The organism is Microbulbifer maximicatervae (SeqCode), from assembly GCF_052468095.1.
On the sequence record NZ_CP174332.1, the window covers coordinates 166,027 to 181,945 of the forward strand.

Genomic DNA, 15,919 nt, shown 5'->3' on the forward strand with positions numbered 1-15,919 from the left:
CCCTGGGTTAAGGGTTGTCCGCCAGAGCTTTTCCTGACTCTGCCAGATCCAGCAAAATTGCTGGCGGGGCAAATCGATCCCCATAGGCATCAGCCAGTTGCTGGGCGCGTTGGGTAAACGCTTTCAGGCCAAACTGGCTGATGTATTGCAATGCACCACCGGTCCAGGGTGGGAAGCCGATACCGAAGATAGAGCCAATATTGGCATCTCGTACGCTGCGTAGCACATCCTCTTGATAACAGCGAAGTGTCTCCAGAGCCATAATAAACAGCAGCCGTTCCTTCACATCTTCTATCGGCAGTGCCTCTTTGGCGGGAAACTCCTTCTCAAGGCCACTCCATAAGTGCTTTTTCCCGCCCTCAGGGTAAGTATAGAAGCCGCCACCTGCAGCCTTACCAGCGCGACCAACTTCAAGCATTCGGTCGATCACTCCGTCGGCGGGATGCGTGGGGGCGGGTTTACCCTCTTTTTGCAGGTCGTTGATGGTCTGCTGGCGTATCCGGCTCATCAGCGTTAGGGAGACCTCGTCACTAACAGCTAGAGGGCCGACTGGGAAGCCAGCTAGGGCTGCGGCATTTTCAATGGTGGCGGGATTAACCCCTTCGCTAAGCATGCCGATACCTTCATTGGTAAAGCAGCCGAATACCCTTGAGGTGAAGAAGCCACGGCTGTCGTTAACAACGATAGGAGTCTTGCCAATCTGCAATACAAAGGCGAAGGCTTGGGCGAGAGTCTCATCACTGGTTTGCTCCCCACAGATAATTTCTACTAGTGGCATCTTGTCGGCAGGGGAGAAGAAATGTAGGCCGATAAATTGCTGGGGACGGTCGGAAGCTTGAGCGAGCCCAGTGATCGGCAGTGTCGAAGTATTGGAAGCAAATACTGCATTTTTCGGCAGCTGTGCTTCGGCTTCCTGGGTAACTTTACGCTTGAGTTCCCGGTCTTCGAAAACTGCTTCTATCACCAACTCACAATCAGCCAGGTCGGTATTGCTGTCTGTGGGCGTGATACGGGAGAGGATCTGATTGACCTTGTCCTCGGTAATGCGACCCCGCTGTAAGCGTTTTTGCAGGGATTTCTCTGCGTATTGTTTGCCGGCTAAGGCACCTTCCATGGATACATCTTTTAATACGACATCAACACCTTTACTGGCACAGGCGTAGGCAATGGCTGAGCCCATCATGCCGGCGCCGAGTATGCCAATTTTTTGCATGGGCGACGTTTTATGATCGCGGGCGGCGGCGGGCAGTGATGCTCCGGCTTTGACTTCGTTGAGTGCAAACCAGAAAGTACCAATCATGTTTTTGGCAACCTGCCCGCAAGCGAGGCCTACAAAATGTCGAGATTCAATTCGCGTAGCAGTTTCGAAGTCGACCCTTGACCCTTCTACGACGGTTGCCATTATCGACTCTGGGGCCGGCAGACATCCCTTGGTTTTTTTCTCCAGCATTGCTGGGGCGATCATCAGTAACTGCGCATTTTTAGGGTTCTTTGCGTCCCCTCCCGGCATCCGGTAATCCGGTTGATCCCAAGGCTGAGCAACAGGTTGCTCACTATTCTCTCGAATATAAGAGACAGCCTTCTCTAGTAATTCACTTTCACTGGTAACGAGCTGATGTATCAGACCGGCTTTGAGAGCCTGTTGCGGCCTCACCTGTTTTCCTTCCAGTAGGTAGGGTAGAGACTCCTGGATGCCTAAAAGGCGGGGCATACGTACACAGCCGCCACCACCAGGTAGTAAGCCTAGTGTGACTTCAGGCAATCCCAGTTTTATTGCGGTGCTATCGATAACAATACGCTGATGGCAGCTGAGGGCAATTTCCCAGCCACCGCCCAAAGCTGTGCCATTAATCGCAGCAACGACGGGTTTACCCTGGGTTTCCAGCCAGCGCAGGTTGGCTTTCATTGATTCGCAAGATTCGAAGAAAGGTTTAGCTTCTTCAATTTTTGCCGCAAATAAAGATTTGAGGTCGCCTCCGGCAAAAAAGGTATTTTTTGTGGAGCGAACAATAATTCCAGAAAATTCTTGCTGCTTGAGTTGTTCAACCGCTGCGCTCAGCGACTCGGTAAAATCCCGATCCATCACATTGGCTGAGGCATTGGGGTTGTCCATGATCAGGTGGACAATATTGTGATCGTCTTTTTCCAGGCGAATGGATTTCATAGTCTGCCCCCTAAACTCTTTCGATAATGGTTGCTACACCCATACCGCCGCCCACACATAGTGTGACCAGGCCGTAGCGAAGTTGCCGTTGTTCCAGCTCATCCAATACTGTGCCGATCAGCATTGCACCGGTCGCGCCGAGGGGGTGGCCCATAGCGATTGAGCCGCCGTTAACGTTGAGTTTTTGTGGGTCCACGTCCAACTCGTGTTGGAAACGCATCACCACTGCCGCGAAGGCTTCATTCACCTCAAAGAGGTCAATATCCTGCACCGTCAGGCCTGCGGCCTTCAGGGCTTTGCGAGTGGCGGGCGCGGGGCCTGTGAGCATGATAGTGGGCTCAGTGCCCACTACCGCAGCGGAGACAATACGGGCGCGGGGGCTGAGCCCCAGATCCCGCCCGGCCTGTTCACTGCCGATCAGCAGGGCGGCTGCGCCATCGACGATTCCTGAGGAATTTCCCGCAGTGTGAACATGGTTAATTGATTCGACCTGTGGGTAACGGGATATGGCAATGCTGTCGAAGCACAGGTCACCCATCCCGGCAAAGGACGACTTGAGTTGTGCCAGGGCCTCTATGGACGCATCTGGGCGCACCAGCTGGTCGTGATCGAGTATGGTCAGGCCATTTTGGTCGCGTACGGGAATCACAGATTTTTCGAAAGCACCGCGCTTCCAGGCGGCTGCCGCTTTGTGCTGAGAGTCCAGCGCAAAGTTATCCACATCCTCGCGAGAAAACCCGCCGAGTGTAGCGATCAAGTCCGCGCCAATGCCCTGGGGTGCAAATCCAGTATCTATTGCTGTGCGTGGGTCCATCGCCCAGGCGCCGCCGTCGCTGCCCATGGGCACCCGCGACATGGACTCTACACCTCCGGCCACTACCAGATGCTCCCACCCGGAGCGAACTTTGGTAGCGGCGAGATTGACCGCTTCGGCACCGGAGGCACAGAAGCGATTCAGAGTTACGCCACCGATATCCCAGTCCCAATTGGCAGCTAAAGCTGCAACTTTTGCGATATCGGCACCCTGATCTCCGATCGGTGTAACACAGCCCATAACGATATCGTCCACTTTGGCAGTGTCGAATCTATTGCGGGTCTGTAATTCTTTCAGGAGATCTGAAAGCAGGGTGATAGGTTTGACTTCGTGAAGGGCACCGCTGGATTTGCCTCTGCCCCGCGGGGTGCGGATAGCATCGTAGATGTAGGCTTCGGTTGGCACGGTTTTAGCCTCTTTTTATTTTATGGTTTCGCTTATTACCATAGTGCGGTGCAGCTTGGGTTCAATGATAAAAATTGCCACGGAAGATGACTCAGCTTCCAGGTACTACCGAAAAATTCCTAGTCAAATATCTTTTTATTTATTCCAAATTAACCTAACCATGTGGAGGTACTGCCGTACACTCAAGTAAGGCGCCTAAATCTATTGAAATTTTGGCACGGTAAATTGGCACTTAAATTATCTTTGCGGCTGGAGGAATCCCATGTCAGGCAGGGTAATGGGTGATACAGGGCAGCTGAGAAAAATTTGAATGGGTAACACACAGGTGACCCCGGACAAATAAATGTACTTTGACGGTCCCTGAGGTGGTGAGCGAGGTTTGGCTATGGCGGATAATGTTTTGGATATGGCTACCGGCCAATTGGGCTCCGGGGGTATTGATGCGCTGACAAAGGCTTTGAATTTGCCGGCAGGGCAAGGTGAAGCTGCACTCTGCTCAGGTGTTGCTTACATACTGGCTGGTATGTTGAACAGGGCCAGTAGCAAGACGGGAATGGGTTATTTATTTAATTTAATTTCTGAAAGTGAAGCGCTGGATTTGTCTAAATTCGCCACCGCTATTTCCTCACCAGAAAAGTTGAAGTCAATTACAGACATCGGTGAGAAAATGCTGGAAAAAATTTTCAGCAGTCGTAAAAAAGAGGTCCTGGAAGTTGCAGCTAGTAATTTGGGGAAAGAGGGCGGAGATCTATTGAGTGTATCCGCACCGATAGTTACTTCGTTGATGCAAAGCCAGGCCAAAGCTCAAAAAATGGATGTTTCCGACTTGGCTTCATTTCTGATTGGGCAGCGGGAGCATTTACAGGGGTATATACCGGATAACCTTCTTCAAGCAATCGACGTTCCAGATTTTGAGAAGTTGGGAGACGCTCTGGTTACCCATGGCCATGCCAAACCCCAGGAGCCTCGGGCTACAGCAATTCAGGGGCCCGAAGAAAAACGTAAACCGGTTAGTTTCAGTAGCTGGTTTTTTCCTTTGCTGTTAGTACTTGTGGTTCTCTACGCATTGAATATGTGTATGTTGAAAGGGAAAAAGGAAAATTCAGAAAGTAATCCTTCCATGACTTCCCAGGAAGCGAGCTTTATGGAGTCCGCTTCACAGCCAGTAGGGGATTCCCCCCTTGAGAAAGCGGAAGAGGAAGCGCAACTGGGTCCCGATAACTTTTCCAGTAATTTGCGTGATTATCTCAAGAGCTTTTCAGACAATCCCGACCGGGAATTTCCCATGCGAGTGAACTTTGAAAAGGGAACCGCAAAAATCACCAACCCTGCAGCTGAGGATATCGATGCTCTGGCAAAAATCATGCAAGACAACCCCAACTTAACCATTGCGATTGAAGGGCATGTTAAAGGTGAGGGCAATGAAATTGCAGAGCAGGAAATTTCCCAAGAACGTGCGGATGTAGTGAAAGAACTTCTACTGAAGAAGGGGATAGCGGCAAACCGTATCACTGCAACAGGAATGGGCTCGGCTAAGCCTGTAGCGGAAGATATGTCAGAGAAGAGGGACCAAAAAGCCCTCAATGTTGAGCGAGTTAGTATCCGGGTAGTGACAAACTCTCAGGAGTAGCCGGGATACGGGAATCCCTTTAAAGGATATTTTCCAAGGTAGATTTCATTTATAAAAAATCCCGGTCTTTTGACCGGGATTTTTAGTGTCGCCTTAGCTACGGAATTTATCTCTGTAAGCTCCGGGAGCTAGCCCTGTCCACTTTTTAAATGCGCGATTAAAAGCGCTGGGTTCGGAAAAGCCCAGGCGCTCGGCAATTTCAGCTACAGCGGTTTCCTGTTGTTTTAACTGGTAAACCGCCATATCCCGTCGAACAGAGTCTTTAATATCCTGCCAGCTGTTGCCCTCCTCTTTGAGGCGGCGGCGCAGTGTCTGTGGAGATGTGTACAAGCGTGCGGCGACATCATCCAGTGACAGATTTTCGATACTATTTTGCTGTTGCAGCATACGGCGAATACGACCGGTGAAACTGTGGTCGGATTTGTATTGGGTCAACAGGCACTCGGGGGCGCGGGACAGGAAGTCTGCCAGCTGTTGCTCATCGCGTACCAGGGGCATTTGCAAATAGCGAGTGTTAAATACCAGGCAGGTTTCACCTTGGTTAAAGTAGTGCCTGCAAGGGAACATATCGCTGTAGTCTTCGTTGTAGTCGGGCGGGGGAAACGCCAGAAGAACGCGCTCTAATAAAATGGTACGGTCGATCAGCCAGCTAAAAAAGCGCAACCAGATTACCGCGATAGATTCGACGAAAATTTGGTTGGGCAATTTTTTTTCATTGGTGTGGTGAATGATCAGTCGAGCTTCTTCACCATCCTCGACCAGCTTGATGTGCAAGTCGTCACTCACCATGCTGATAAAGCGGCTAGAGCGAAGCAGGGCTCGGCGCAGGTTGGGACAGGTGATACAAGCGTGCCCCATCATGGCAAAAGTGCCCGGCAGCCAAGGGCGCGCCAGGAATCCTCCTGACTCATCGTTCAGAAAATCCCACTCAAGGCGTAACAAGTTGGCCATCTGCTCCCGGCCAACGCGGCTATCGGGATCATCTAGCTGGGCGGGGGCGATTCCGCTATCGATGAGTAGTTGTTGGCAGTCCAGTCCGGTCGCTTGTGCGCCAACCAGATGGGCCTTTACCGCAGCGGCGGGAATACCTAGCCCCGCTTCGCGGAGTTTGGGGTTTTCATTGTCCACTCTTTCAGCCTCACAATTATTTTCTGTCTGCTGCTGTATTACGGTATGGATTATGCGCAAACAGAGAGAGAAAGTCAGGCTTCTGCTTAATTTATATGCAACTGCCTGTGCTTTTATTAGTGGTGACAGTTTCGAACTTGATGGGCTTATGGAATAAAAGTTGTCTATTTCTGTCTTTTAATGTGTATTTTTTGCGTTAACGACTGAAAATCCCAGTTTTGCTCTCAACAATTTTCTATGCTTGATCCTCTGTGGACTGACAGTTCTTTTAAAGTTTGATAGCGATAGTGAATCACTATTTCCTCGACCTGCAAGTCATATTCGTCAACAATAGGAAAAATTCCGTTAGTGAAGGACTGGTCAAATGTCACCGACGTCTGTTGCAAGTCTGTTAAACCCGACCATTTGCCGGCGAATGTTGATTGCTTACCTGATCGAGCATATTCCGCGTCCCAATAATCCTACTTTGGAGGAGGCAACTGGATGGCCTCGCCGTACGGTGCAGGACATTATTGCGAAAGGATTGCCGGGGCATGGAACAGTTGTAGAGTTCATTCAGGAAGGCGTGCGCCACAATGACGGCTACTACCTGCTGCGTGATTGGGGGTCTTTTGACAAGAATTGGGTGAAAACCAATTTGCCGATTATTTGCCAGGTGCTAGATGTAAAGCTGGATTTGAGTGACGCAATGAGCTGATCAGAGCGCCACTCACAAAGTTGGATTACTGCTGTGGCGCGTGGCTTTGCTGAAGAATTTTGTTCACTTTCTCTAGTAGGGCGGGATTCGATTTAATGCTGTTGGCAATTTCCTGGTATTTGGTTTTGGAAAGGCCGGCTTTTTCAATTGCGGCGATCATTTTTCCCTGTGCTTCTTTGTTGATCGCTTCCGCTTCCTTGATATCGGCAGCCGCTTTCAGTTTGGGAGCGTATTCTCGACTCAGCATCACGATAGAGCGATAGGCGTTGGCAAATTGCTTGAGCTGCGGTTCGCTAAACGAAGCTTTGGGGGCGGTTGTTTGGCTGGTAGCAGGTTGTGCGAAGGTCATCGGCACGCTAAGTGATATTGCCAATACAGCCAGGTATTTCAAAAAGAGCTTCATCGGGCACTCCAAAAAGTATAAGGACGCTTTTGCTTCTCAGAGGGAGCACCCAGCGTCACGTTGGGGCTGTAAATTTATGCTTGTGGCGGAGCTTTAGTGACCTGTACCAAGTCTAAAGCGGGTAGCTATTAGTCTTCAGCGTAGTCAGTTTCTGGCGCCTTGTAGCGCCTTTTTCCGCCAGCAAGGAGAATTTTTCCTGGAGTGGTTGTGAGGTCATAAAATTTAGTGAGCGACTGCCGCCGCTCATAATGCAGGAAAACTGCACCGGATTTAAACCGAGGTGGGCCTTGCGACTAACGGTCGTTGTGATCAGCTAGAAAATCCAGAGAAATTTCTTGCGTTTTTTCAGCGACTGTTCGCAGCTATTGAGTTGTTGCTGATATTTTTGCGCCCTGGCAGATACCTTGTGGGATACATTCTTTAGCCAGGCTTTATTCTGGAAAGTGCGCCGATTAAAACCACCGTGCCCCTCGTGGTAGGCGAGGTAAAGGCTATAGGTGTCATTGGCGCGTATCTGGCACTGGCGTGCACTGGTGTTGTTATACCAGCCGATAAAATCGATGGCGTCGCCAAAATCATCCCGATCGGCACCGTAGTTAAAGGAAGACCTTTGGTAGTGACGCCAAGTGGTCCCCAGAGCCTGGGGATAACCGTAGGCATCGGACGGCCTCGGGCCGGGGATAAAGCCCAGGATCTTGGTGCGCGGGGGCTTGGCATCATGCACAAAACGGGATTCCTGGTGCATGATTGCCATCATCACTGCAATTGGAGAGCCCCATTTTTCCTCCGCGTCTTTTGCCTCGCCGTACCACTTCTTTTTTTCTTGGAAAATAGAGCAGACGTTGTCGAGATTACTTGGAGGCGCGGTTGCACAGCCGCTGCTCAGTGCAACAGCACTGAGCAAAACCAGCAGTCCGCATTTTTTATTTTTTTTGTGCATAACTATTTACGACATGTTTAAACGGTAATGGTCTTCACTCCGGCACTGGTGCCAAGCAGTAAAATATCGGCGGAGCGCTTGGCAAAGATACCGTTGGTCACCACACCGGTAATGTTATTGATGGTTTCTTCAAGGACAGTGGGGTGTTCGATACGCAGATTGTATACATCGAGAATGGCATTGCCATTATCTGTGATCACACCTTGACGATAAACCGGATCACCGCCCAGTTTAACCAGCTCCCGGGCAACCAGCGAGCGTGCCATGGGGATAACTTCAACCGGTAGGGGAAACTCTCCCAGGACTTTTACCCACTTGCTCTCATCGGCAATGCAGATAAATTCTTCAGAGCAGGCCGCCACGATTTTTTCTCTAGTCAATGCAGCACCACCACCTTTGATCATTTCAAGGGCCGGGTTCACTTCATCGGCACCATCCACATAGAACTGGATGCCGTCGACGGCATTAAGTTCATAAACGGGAATGCCGTGGGATTTGAGTCGCTGTGCGGAGGCTTCAGAACTGGCCACAGTACCGTCAAAGGTACCTTTGATCTCCGCCAGGTAATCGATAAAGAAGTTAGCGGTGGAACCGGTACCTACGCCGACAATGGAATTGTCCTCCAGGCGCGGGGCGATATAGTCGATAGCGGCGCGAGCTGTCGCCTGTTTCAATTCATCCTGGGTCATACTCTGGATAGTTTCCTTTGCAATTATTTCGCCTTAATTTGTATCTGACGATAAAAAAAAGCGCGTCTGGTTGTTTTTTGTGGCAAATATGCTTCTCAAGGCTTAGACTGTCATGCCGGTGCTGCGCTTCACACAGGGCCTTTGTAACCCTGCTATTAGTCTACGCTGAGTCGCGCACAGTAATTAACCGCTACGGCCGTCAAACACGTCATGCCCAAGTCCTATATCAAGCGCATTTTAGACGCACGTATTTACGATGTCGCTACCGAGACGCCATTGGAGCAAATGCGCCAACTCTCCCATCGCTTTAACAACCGGATTCTGTTGAAGCGCGAAGATCTGCAGCCGGTGTTTTCCTTCAAAATTCGAGGGGCATACAACAAGCTCCTGCAGTTGCCCGCCGAGGAGCGGGCCCGGGGAGTGATTGCTGCATCGGCGGGTAACCATGCCCAGGGGCTTGCCCTGAGCGCTGCCCAAATGGGAGTGCGCGCCACTATAGTGATGCCCAAAACCACCCCGCAAATTAAGGTGAGTGCTGTGCGCATGCGCGGTGCCGAAGTCGTGCTACATGGAGATACTTTTGATGAAGCGGCGGCGAGGGCTCGCGAGCTGGTTGAAGAGCGGGGGTTGGTATTTATCCACCCTTACGATGACCCCGATGTAATCGCCGGCCAGGGCACCGTGGCTATGGAGATGCTGCGACAGCACTCGGGTAACCTGGACGCGGTGTTTATTCCGGTCGGAGGGGGTGGTTTAGCTGCGGGTATGGCCGCCTATATCAAATATGTTCGCCCGGAAACCAAAGTGTACGGTGTAGAGCCGCAGGATGCTGCCTGTCTGGAGGCCGCGCTGAAAGCCGGCGAGCGCGCTCGGCTAGCGGAGGTGGGCTTGTTTGCCGATGGTGTTGCCGTTGCACAAATCGGTGAGGAGACCTTCCGGGTTCTGCGCGAAACCGTAGATGGGGTTATCACTGTTAGTACCGATGAAATCTGTGCGGCCATTAAGGATATATTCGAGGATACACGCTCTATCGCTGAGCCGGCCGGGGCCGTCGGTTTAGCGGGGCTGAAGAAATATCTGGAGCAAAATGACAATCGCAATGGCACCTTCGCCACAGTGTGCAGTGGAGCCAATATTAATTTTGATCGCCTGCGCTACATTAGCGAGCGCACTGAGATCGGTGAAAAGCGCGAGGCGGTCCTCGCAGTAAAAATTGCTGAGCAACCGGGAAGTTACCTGCAGTTCTGCCGGGATTTAGGGGACCGCTCAATTACTGAGTTTAACTATCGTTTTGCCAGCGATAACGAAGCGCATATCTTTGTGGGCCTGCAGGTGGTATCTGAGGAAGACCGCAGCCAATTGGTTAGTCAGCTTGAGTCCAAAGATTATCAGGTTACAGATCTCACCGATAACGAAATGGCGAAACTGCATATTCGCCATTTAGTGGGAGGTAGAGTGCCGGGCTTGCCCGACGAAGTTATTTACCGCTTTGAATTTCCCGAGCGCCCGGGGGCCTTGCGCAAGTTCCTCGAGCATCTCGCCGGGCGTTGGAATATAACGCTGTTTCACTACCGCAATCACGGGGCAGCTTATGGGCGTGTCCTTGTGGGATTGCAGGTGGAGCCGGCAGCGAGGGACGAACTACAGACACTATTACACCAACTTCAATTTCGTTTTTGGGATGAAACGCAGAATCCGGCTTATCGGTTATTTTTGGGCGCTTAAACCATCGCTCCCCGATACCTGAGAAAGACGTCTCATTTATCGAAACGTGTATAGACTGCAAATCCTGTTTTGTCGAACTTGCTTGTCTAATTTTGAGACAAAAAACTCATAAAATATCCAATAAACGGTTACTATTACGCCGCTTCTTGAGTATTGTCTATTCGCGTGGAACTTTTGCTGTGGCTCTGGTCATAAGCGGGGCGAAACGCATATAAAAACAAAATTATCGTACAGGATGGTCCCAATGAAAGCCGATGCGCTGACAATCGCTGTGGTTGTCTTTGTCGCGGGCGTTCTGTTGAGTACCAGTGGTTTATCTGAGGTATTTTCTTCCGAAGCTGAACCGCCGGCTGCTCTGCAACAGGGAGTGGTTACCCGTTAGGCTGATGCCGGGGGGGCGCTCTGCCCACGAGCAAACACAAAAAAAGCCGGACACTTAGGTGTCCGGCTTTTTTTGTGTTCCACTACCCACTTTTTAGCGGCAGCGGTAAATCCTTTGCTCTGTAACCACCATATCCAGTGGAATATCCCAATTGTCTGTGGGTAGGTTATCCACACATTGTAGATGATGCGCCGCGCCGATAAGTTGTGGTCCAGTGCCTGGTAATAACTGTTTGCGCTCAAAAGTCCGATCGTAGAAACCGGCCCCCATACCCAAGCGCGCTCCGCTGGGGTCGAAGGCGACCAGAGGAACCAAAACAAGATCCAGGAGCTTGGGAGCGCGGTGAGCTGTGCGCACAGGCTCCGGAATGCGATAGCGATTGCGAAAAGCCAGGGGTTCGCCTTGCCAACGCCTGAACCGGAGGTGGGGGTGTGGTTCTGCCGGCAGCTGTGGCAAATAAAAATGTTTTTGTGGAAAACGTTGCAGCAGGTAGCGGACATCCAGCTCGCCATCAGTCGGCCAATAGATACCGACATGCACTGCTCGATTCATTTGTGGGATACGGCTCAGGAGAGTGATGGCTGCACGGCCATGCAAACGCTGTTGATAGGCGCTGAGTTCCCGTCGCCCCGCGCGCATACGGCGGCGCAGTTGCGTTTTGGTTTCAGTCATTGTGGGAAGAGAAGAGCGTGAAGAAATAGGGTACCCCGAGTGTGCGGCTGTAGACGGAGCCTTGAACCGTAAGGTTCAAGGTGGTGGGATCCGGAGTACATAAGGCTTTCCGCTACAAGGCGGACTTGCTCACCAGCACCCGCTGGAAACCACCGGGGTAAGATTATCGGCTCAAGGACATAGTCTGCTGGCCAACACCCCAGGGTATGAACCAATTATAACTTGTAGAGCGGGGGGCTGTTAACCAGAAATTTAAATGAAGTGACCGGTAGCAGAAAGTGGCTTCTTGTCACCTTACTCCTGAAGTTTTTCTTCCGAGTCTATTTCGCCCAGTGCACTTTGCACCTTATCAGTAAGCCGCTCCAACATTTCCTCTTGCAGGGGAATGGAGCTGAGCTCAGCTTTCGCCTGGATAAGCTCGTGGGCAATATTAAGCGCTGCCATTACGGCGATACGCTCTAAGCCGATGACAGTACCTGTTGCGCGGATGCGGGACATGCGTTCGTGTAGCAGGTGTGCCGAAGCCTGTAGTCCGGCGCGCTCGCTTTCCGCGCAGGCGACACGGTACTCTTTATCGAGAATAGAAACAGTTACAGTTTCGGAGGGTGATGCGGTTTCAGACATCAGGTATCTTGCGTTAGCCCCTTAAGACGGTTAATCATAGCTTCTACCCGCGAGCGGGCGGCCTCGTTATTTTTTATCAGGCGCTGGCGTTCACGCAGCCAGTCGGCTTCCTGCCGGCGTAATTCACGATTGTCATCTGCCAATTGTTGACAGCGGGCAATGAGTGAATCCACGGTGCTTTCTAGCGCTTGCAGCTTATCCATATTTCCTGCATTTGAGGTCGACGTCTGAGTTCGCAACACGACAGACTGCGAGGGATTCCGCTACTATATTGCCGGCGTATTGGTGGGTCAATCGCTGCACCTGCGCGGACAATCACAAAATTGTCTCTTAATGCCTCAAATTCCCGGTTTGGCACCAGTGTGACGGCCGGATTGAAAAGCCTAATTTACAAAAAGCTGTACGGTAACCATGACTTCTGAAGCTAGCCGATTTGAACTCCTCGCCAACGCCATTCTCTCAGCTGGGGGGCAGGCTGATCCCAGTGAATTGCACGGTTTTATCTGTGGCATTTTGGCGGCGGGCGAGCGACCGGACAAACAGCGTTGGCAGAATGAGCTGGCCGGATTGCTCGATGTGGAGGCGGTGCCGGCAGATCTCAATCGGGATTTTTTCCAGCTGACTGAGGAAAGCCACAAGCAGCTCGACGGCTCTAACTTCGATTTTCAGTTGGTGCTGTGCGATGACGAAGATGTTGTCTCCCGCGCTCTGGCGCTGGGTCATTGGTGCGATGGATTCCTGCACGGCTTTGGTGTCGGCGGGGCCCGGGAAAAATTGATGCCCACCAGTGACGAAGCTTTAAAAGATATTAGTGCCATCGCCCAATTGGATGCCGAACATGTTGAAGAGGGTGAGGAGACTGAGCTGCAACTGGTGGAACTGCAGGAATACGTGCGCGTAGCCGTACTCAATATATTTACTGAGGTAAAGGGTAAGGACTCCAATAGCGAGCCCACCATTCACTGATGTCTAAGACCCCGAAAACCACAGCGGGAATCAGTCGATCTGAGTACGCCCGCCGACGCAACCGCCTGATGGCAGATTTGCCCGCAGGTAGTTTGGCAGTCGTGTCATCTGCTGGGGAGCAACTGCGTTCCCGGGATACTTATTTTCCGTTTCGCCAGGACAGTGATTTTTTGTATCTCACTGGGTTTGATGAACCGGAAGCGCTGCTGGTTTTGGTGCCGGGACGAACACAGGGAGAAACCCTGTTGTTCTGTCGCGAGCGCGATGCGGAAAAAGAAAAGTGGGATGGCCCGCGCCTGGGGCCGGAGCGCGCGATGCAGCAGTGCGGCTTGAACGATGCATTTCCCATCGGTGATCTCGATGATATTTTGCCGGGGCTGCTAGAAGGGCGCGAGCTGCTCTATTTCCCCATGGGCCGCTACGCTCATTTGGATAAGCGAATCCGCAATTACCTGGAGCGGATTACCGCAGCGCCGGATACTGGGGGGGCACCGGAAATGGTCGACCTCGATTACCAGTTGCGGGAAATGCGACTGATTAAGTCGGCCCAGGAAATTCGCTTAATGGAGCAGGCGGCCAAAATCAGTGCCGAGGCACACAGCCGGGCTATGACCCGATGCCAGCCGGGCCTTTACGAATACCAGCTGGAGGCTGTTCTCCTGCATACCTTTGTCGACTCCGGAGCCCGGGAAACAGCCTATCCCACTATCGTTGGGGGTGGCGGCAATGCGTTGGTGATGCACTATTGCAGTAATAATTCCCAGTTGCGCGATGGGGACTTGGTGCTGGTGGATGCGGGCTGTGAGTACCGTGGTTATGTGGCCGATATTACTCGCACCTATCCGGTTAATGGTTCATTTAGCGGACCGCAGCGCGCACTTTATGAGATCGTTTTGGCGGCACAGCAAGCGGCGATTGAACAGGTTTCAGTGGGCAATCACTGGGACCATCCCCACGCTGCCAGTGTTGAGATAATCACTCAGGGGTTGGTCGATTTAGGACTGTTGCGAGGCGACACCCAGGGGTTGATAGAGTCTGGCGCTTATCGGCAGTTTTATATGCACCGGGTTGGCCATTGGCTGGGCATGGATGTGCACGATGTGGGTGATTATCGCATTCATGGAGCCTGGCGCCAGCTGGAAGCCGGAATGGTAATGACGGTCGAACCCGGAATTTATGTCCCGGAGGACGATGAGAGTATTCCCGCAGAATTTCGCGGGATCGGGATTCGAATCGAAGATGATGTCGCACTTACCAATAGAGGGCCTCAGATCCTCTCAGCAGCGGCTCCAAAAGCGATTGAAGATATTGAATACACCATGCTTCACGGACGGGACTTACTGACCCGTTAGAAGTGATTGTTGGATTGTTCGGCCAATAATATTTCAATGCCGAATAATCAAAGGGGGAATTGGGATGGGTGAGTCGGCGCGTAAAGTAGATGTGGCCATTGTCGGTGGCGGTATGGCGGGAGCCAGCCTGGCATTAATGTTGTCACATTTTTGTCCTCAACTCAGTGTGGCGCTCCTGGAGCAGAGAGCACTGCCGGATGCCGCTGCCAGTATTCAGTTGCCGAGTTTCGACACGCGAGCCACGGCCATTGCCGCAGGCAGCTTGCAGTTATTTGCGGAGCTTGGGCTCTGGCCTGCTCTGCAAGCCTATAGCGCCCCGATTGATCGTATTCATGTGAGTGATCGGGGGCATGCATTTGGCGCCGCCCTCTCGACCCGTGAGGGACAGGGAGTCAACTTTGAGGGCATTCTGGGCGCAGTAATAGAAAATGCAGCGCTGGGCCCGATTCTCCACAGCGCACTGACTAGCACTTCCACCCAATTATTAGCGCCGGCGCAGGTTACTGACATTACCATGACCTCTGCGGGCGCAAACCTGTTGTGGCGATCCGAGGATAATTCCCCCGATCAGGCACTGTCCTGCGGATTGGTAGTTGTTGCCGATGGGGTGAACTCCCCCCTTTGCCGCCAGCTGGGAATAGAGATCAGCTCGGTTAAGTACCCTCAGAGAGCACTAGTCGCTACGGTCGCTCTGCAACAGCCTCACCAAGGTGTGGCTTACGAGCGCTTCACCCGAATGGGCCCCATGGCACTTTTACCGCTGCCAGATAGAGAAGGGCAGCACCGCGCGGCACTAGTGTGGGCTTGCGAGGAAGCGGAAGCTGAGCGTGTCGGTGTAATGCCTGAGGCTGAACGCCTGAAAAAACTGCAGCAGGTATTTGGCTGGCGTGCCGGACGTTTTATTAAAGTTGGAGCTGTTCAGGGGTATCCACTGAGTTTATCGATCGCTCAGGAACAGTGGCGCCGGAATGTGGTGTTGATGGGCAATTGCGCCCACTTTCTGCACCCAGTAGCAGGGCAGGGTTTTAACCTGACTCTGCGGGACTGTTATGGATTGGCACAAGCCCTGTCGACAGTGACGTCGGATACATTGCCAGGGCGGCTCGATTTCCTGCAGAAATACGGAGAAATGCGCCAGCTGGACCAGCAATTGACGATTGGATTCAGTGACCGTATTCCCACACTGTTTTCCTCTTCCGGTTGGCTGCAACAGGGAATTCGTCAGTTGGGAATGCTCGGCCTTACAATGGTCCCGCCGCTGCGCCGGGAATTTGTCAGTCAAGCGGCGGGATTTGGGCTTTAAAAGGTGCAGGGTCGGGGACGGCTAC

15 protein-coding genes, 1 other RNA gene and 1 pseudogene are annotated in these 15,919 nt (G+C 52.1%); 7 read left to right on the forward strand and 10 right to left on the reverse strand.

Going from position 1 to position 15,919, the window contains the following annotated elements:
- Positions 1 to 7: 7 nt before the first annotated feature.
- Both ACJJIL_RS00725 and ACJJIL_RS00730 read right to left on the reverse strand, forming a co-directional pair.
- Positions 8 to 2,164, reverse strand: coding sequence for a 3-hydroxyacyl-CoA dehydrogenase NAD-binding domain-containing protein (locus tag ACJJIL_RS00725; RefSeq protein ID WP_445360948.1), 2,157 nt, complete (start codon positions 2,162 to 2,164; stop codon positions 8 to 10).
- 10 nt (positions 2,165 to 2,174) lie between these two features.
- Entirely contained in the window at positions 2,175 to 3,383 is a 1,209-nt protein-coding gene (locus ACJJIL_RS00730) for an acetyl-CoA C-acetyltransferase (protein ID WP_444892236.1), read from the reverse strand.
- Between the two features lie 385 nt (positions 3,384 to 3,768).
- Here ACJJIL_RS00730 and ACJJIL_RS00735 point away from each other — a divergent pair, with 385 nt between their 5' ends.
- Positions 3,769 to 5,013, forward strand: coding sequence for an OmpA family protein (locus ACJJIL_RS00735; protein WP_445360949.1), 1,245 nt, complete (start codon positions 3,769 to 3,771; stop codon positions 5,011 to 5,013).
- A 93-nt stretch (positions 5,014 to 5,106) separates the two neighbouring features.
- On the opposite strand, the gene ACJJIL_RS00740 is transcribed toward ACJJIL_RS00735, so the two are convergent.
- Entirely contained in the window at positions 5,107 to 6,141 is a 1,035-nt protein-coding gene (locus ACJJIL_RS00740) for an AraC family transcriptional regulator (RefSeq protein WP_282930930.1), read from the reverse strand.
- 364 nt (positions 6,142 to 6,505) lie between these two features.
- Between ACJJIL_RS00740 and ACJJIL_RS00745 the strand changes: the two genes are divergently transcribed.
- Positions 6,506 to 6,838, forward strand: coding sequence for a helix-turn-helix domain-containing protein (locus ACJJIL_RS00745; RefSeq protein WP_413663608.1), 333 nt, complete (start codon positions 6,506 to 6,508; stop codon positions 6,836 to 6,838).
- A 25-nt stretch (positions 6,839 to 6,863) separates the two neighbouring features.
- On the opposite strand, the gene ACJJIL_RS00750 is transcribed toward ACJJIL_RS00745, so the two are convergent.
- The 3 genes from ACJJIL_RS00750 to rpiA all read right to left on the reverse strand — a co-directional run bounded on the left by ACJJIL_RS00750 (position 6,864) and on the right by rpiA (position 8,870).
- On the reverse strand, positions 6,864 to 7,241 hold the full coding sequence (locus tag ACJJIL_RS00750) for a DUF4168 domain-containing protein (RefSeq protein WP_282930932.1): 378 nt from the start codon (positions 7,239 to 7,241) through the stop codon (positions 6,864 to 6,866).
- Between the two features lie 313 nt (positions 7,242 to 7,554).
- On the reverse strand, positions 7,555 to 8,181 hold the full coding sequence (locus tag ACJJIL_RS00755) for a transglycosylase SLT domain-containing protein (protein WP_282930933.1): 627 nt from the start codon (positions 8,179 to 8,181) through the stop codon (positions 7,555 to 7,557).
- 17 nt (positions 8,182 to 8,198) lie between these two features.
- On the reverse strand, positions 8,199 to 8,870 hold the full coding sequence (rpiA, locus tag ACJJIL_RS00760; RefSeq protein ID WP_444892233.1) for a ribose-5-phosphate isomerase RpiA: 672 nt from the start codon (positions 8,868 to 8,870) through the stop codon (positions 8,199 to 8,201).
- 207 nt (positions 8,871 to 9,077) lie between these two features.
- Between rpiA and ilvA the strand changes: the two are divergent.
- Positions 9,078 to 10,595: pseudogene (ilvA, locus tag ACJJIL_RS00765) on the forward strand (threonine ammonia-lyase, biosynthetic); the annotation flags it as partial.
- A gap of 244 nt (positions 10,596 to 10,839) precedes the next feature.
- Positions 10,840 to 10,977 carry a hypothetical protein gene (locus ACJJIL_RS00770; RefSeq protein WP_192879435.1) on the forward strand — a complete coding sequence of 46 codons (138 nt, stop codon included), beginning with the start codon at positions 10,840 to 10,842 and terminating at the stop codon, positions 10,975 to 10,977.
- Between the two features lie 93 nt (positions 10,978 to 11,070).
- On the opposite strand, the gene ACJJIL_RS00775 is transcribed toward ACJJIL_RS00770, so the two are convergent.
- The 4 genes from ACJJIL_RS00775 to ACJJIL_RS00790 form a co-directional block, all read right to left on the reverse strand.
- Positions 11,071 to 11,649, reverse strand: a complete 579-nt coding sequence (locus tag ACJJIL_RS00775) for a 5-formyltetrahydrofolate cyclo-ligase (RefSeq protein WP_413663606.1) — start codon at positions 11,647 to 11,649, stop codon at positions 11,071 to 11,073.
- Positions 11,650 to 11,677: 28 nt separating this feature from the next.
- Positions 11,678 to 11,858, reverse strand: a non-coding RNA gene (gene ssrS / locus ACJJIL_RS00780) — 6S RNA.
- 85 nt (positions 11,859 to 11,943) lie between these two features.
- Complete coding sequence (locus tag ACJJIL_RS00785; RefSeq protein WP_413663605.1) at positions 11,944 to 12,273, reverse strand: cell division protein ZapA; 330 nt, start codon at positions 12,271 to 12,273, stop codon at positions 11,944 to 11,946.
- Positions 12,273 to 12,515, reverse strand: coding sequence for a TIGR02449 family protein (locus tag ACJJIL_RS00790; protein WP_444918431.1), 243 nt, complete (start codon positions 12,513 to 12,515; stop codon positions 12,273 to 12,275). Before ACJJIL_RS00790 ends, ACJJIL_RS00785 begins: the two co-directional genes overlap by 1 nt.
- 169 nt (positions 12,516 to 12,684) lie before the next feature.
- On the opposite strand from ACJJIL_RS00790, the gene ACJJIL_RS00795 reads away from it, so the two are divergent.
- From ACJJIL_RS00795 to ACJJIL_RS00805, 3 genes are all read left to right on the forward strand, one after another.
- Positions 12,685 to 13,239 (forward strand): UPF0149 family protein, encoded by a 555-nt coding sequence (locus ACJJIL_RS00795; protein ID WP_413663604.1) that lies wholly within the window; start codon positions 12,685 to 12,687, stop codon positions 13,237 to 13,239.
- Positions 13,239 to 14,591 (forward strand): aminopeptidase P N-terminal domain-containing protein, encoded by a 1,353-nt coding sequence (locus tag ACJJIL_RS00800; RefSeq protein ID WP_445360950.1) that lies wholly within the window; start codon positions 13,239 to 13,241, stop codon positions 14,589 to 14,591. Before ACJJIL_RS00795 ends, ACJJIL_RS00800 begins: the two co-directional genes overlap by 1 nt.
- A gap of 64 nt (positions 14,592 to 14,655) precedes the next feature.
- Complete coding sequence (locus ACJJIL_RS00805; RefSeq protein ID WP_444937068.1) at positions 14,656 to 15,894, forward strand: FAD-dependent monooxygenase; 1,239 nt, start codon at positions 14,656 to 14,658, stop codon at positions 15,892 to 15,894.
- The last annotated feature ends 25 nt before the right edge of the window (positions 15,895 to 15,919 follow it).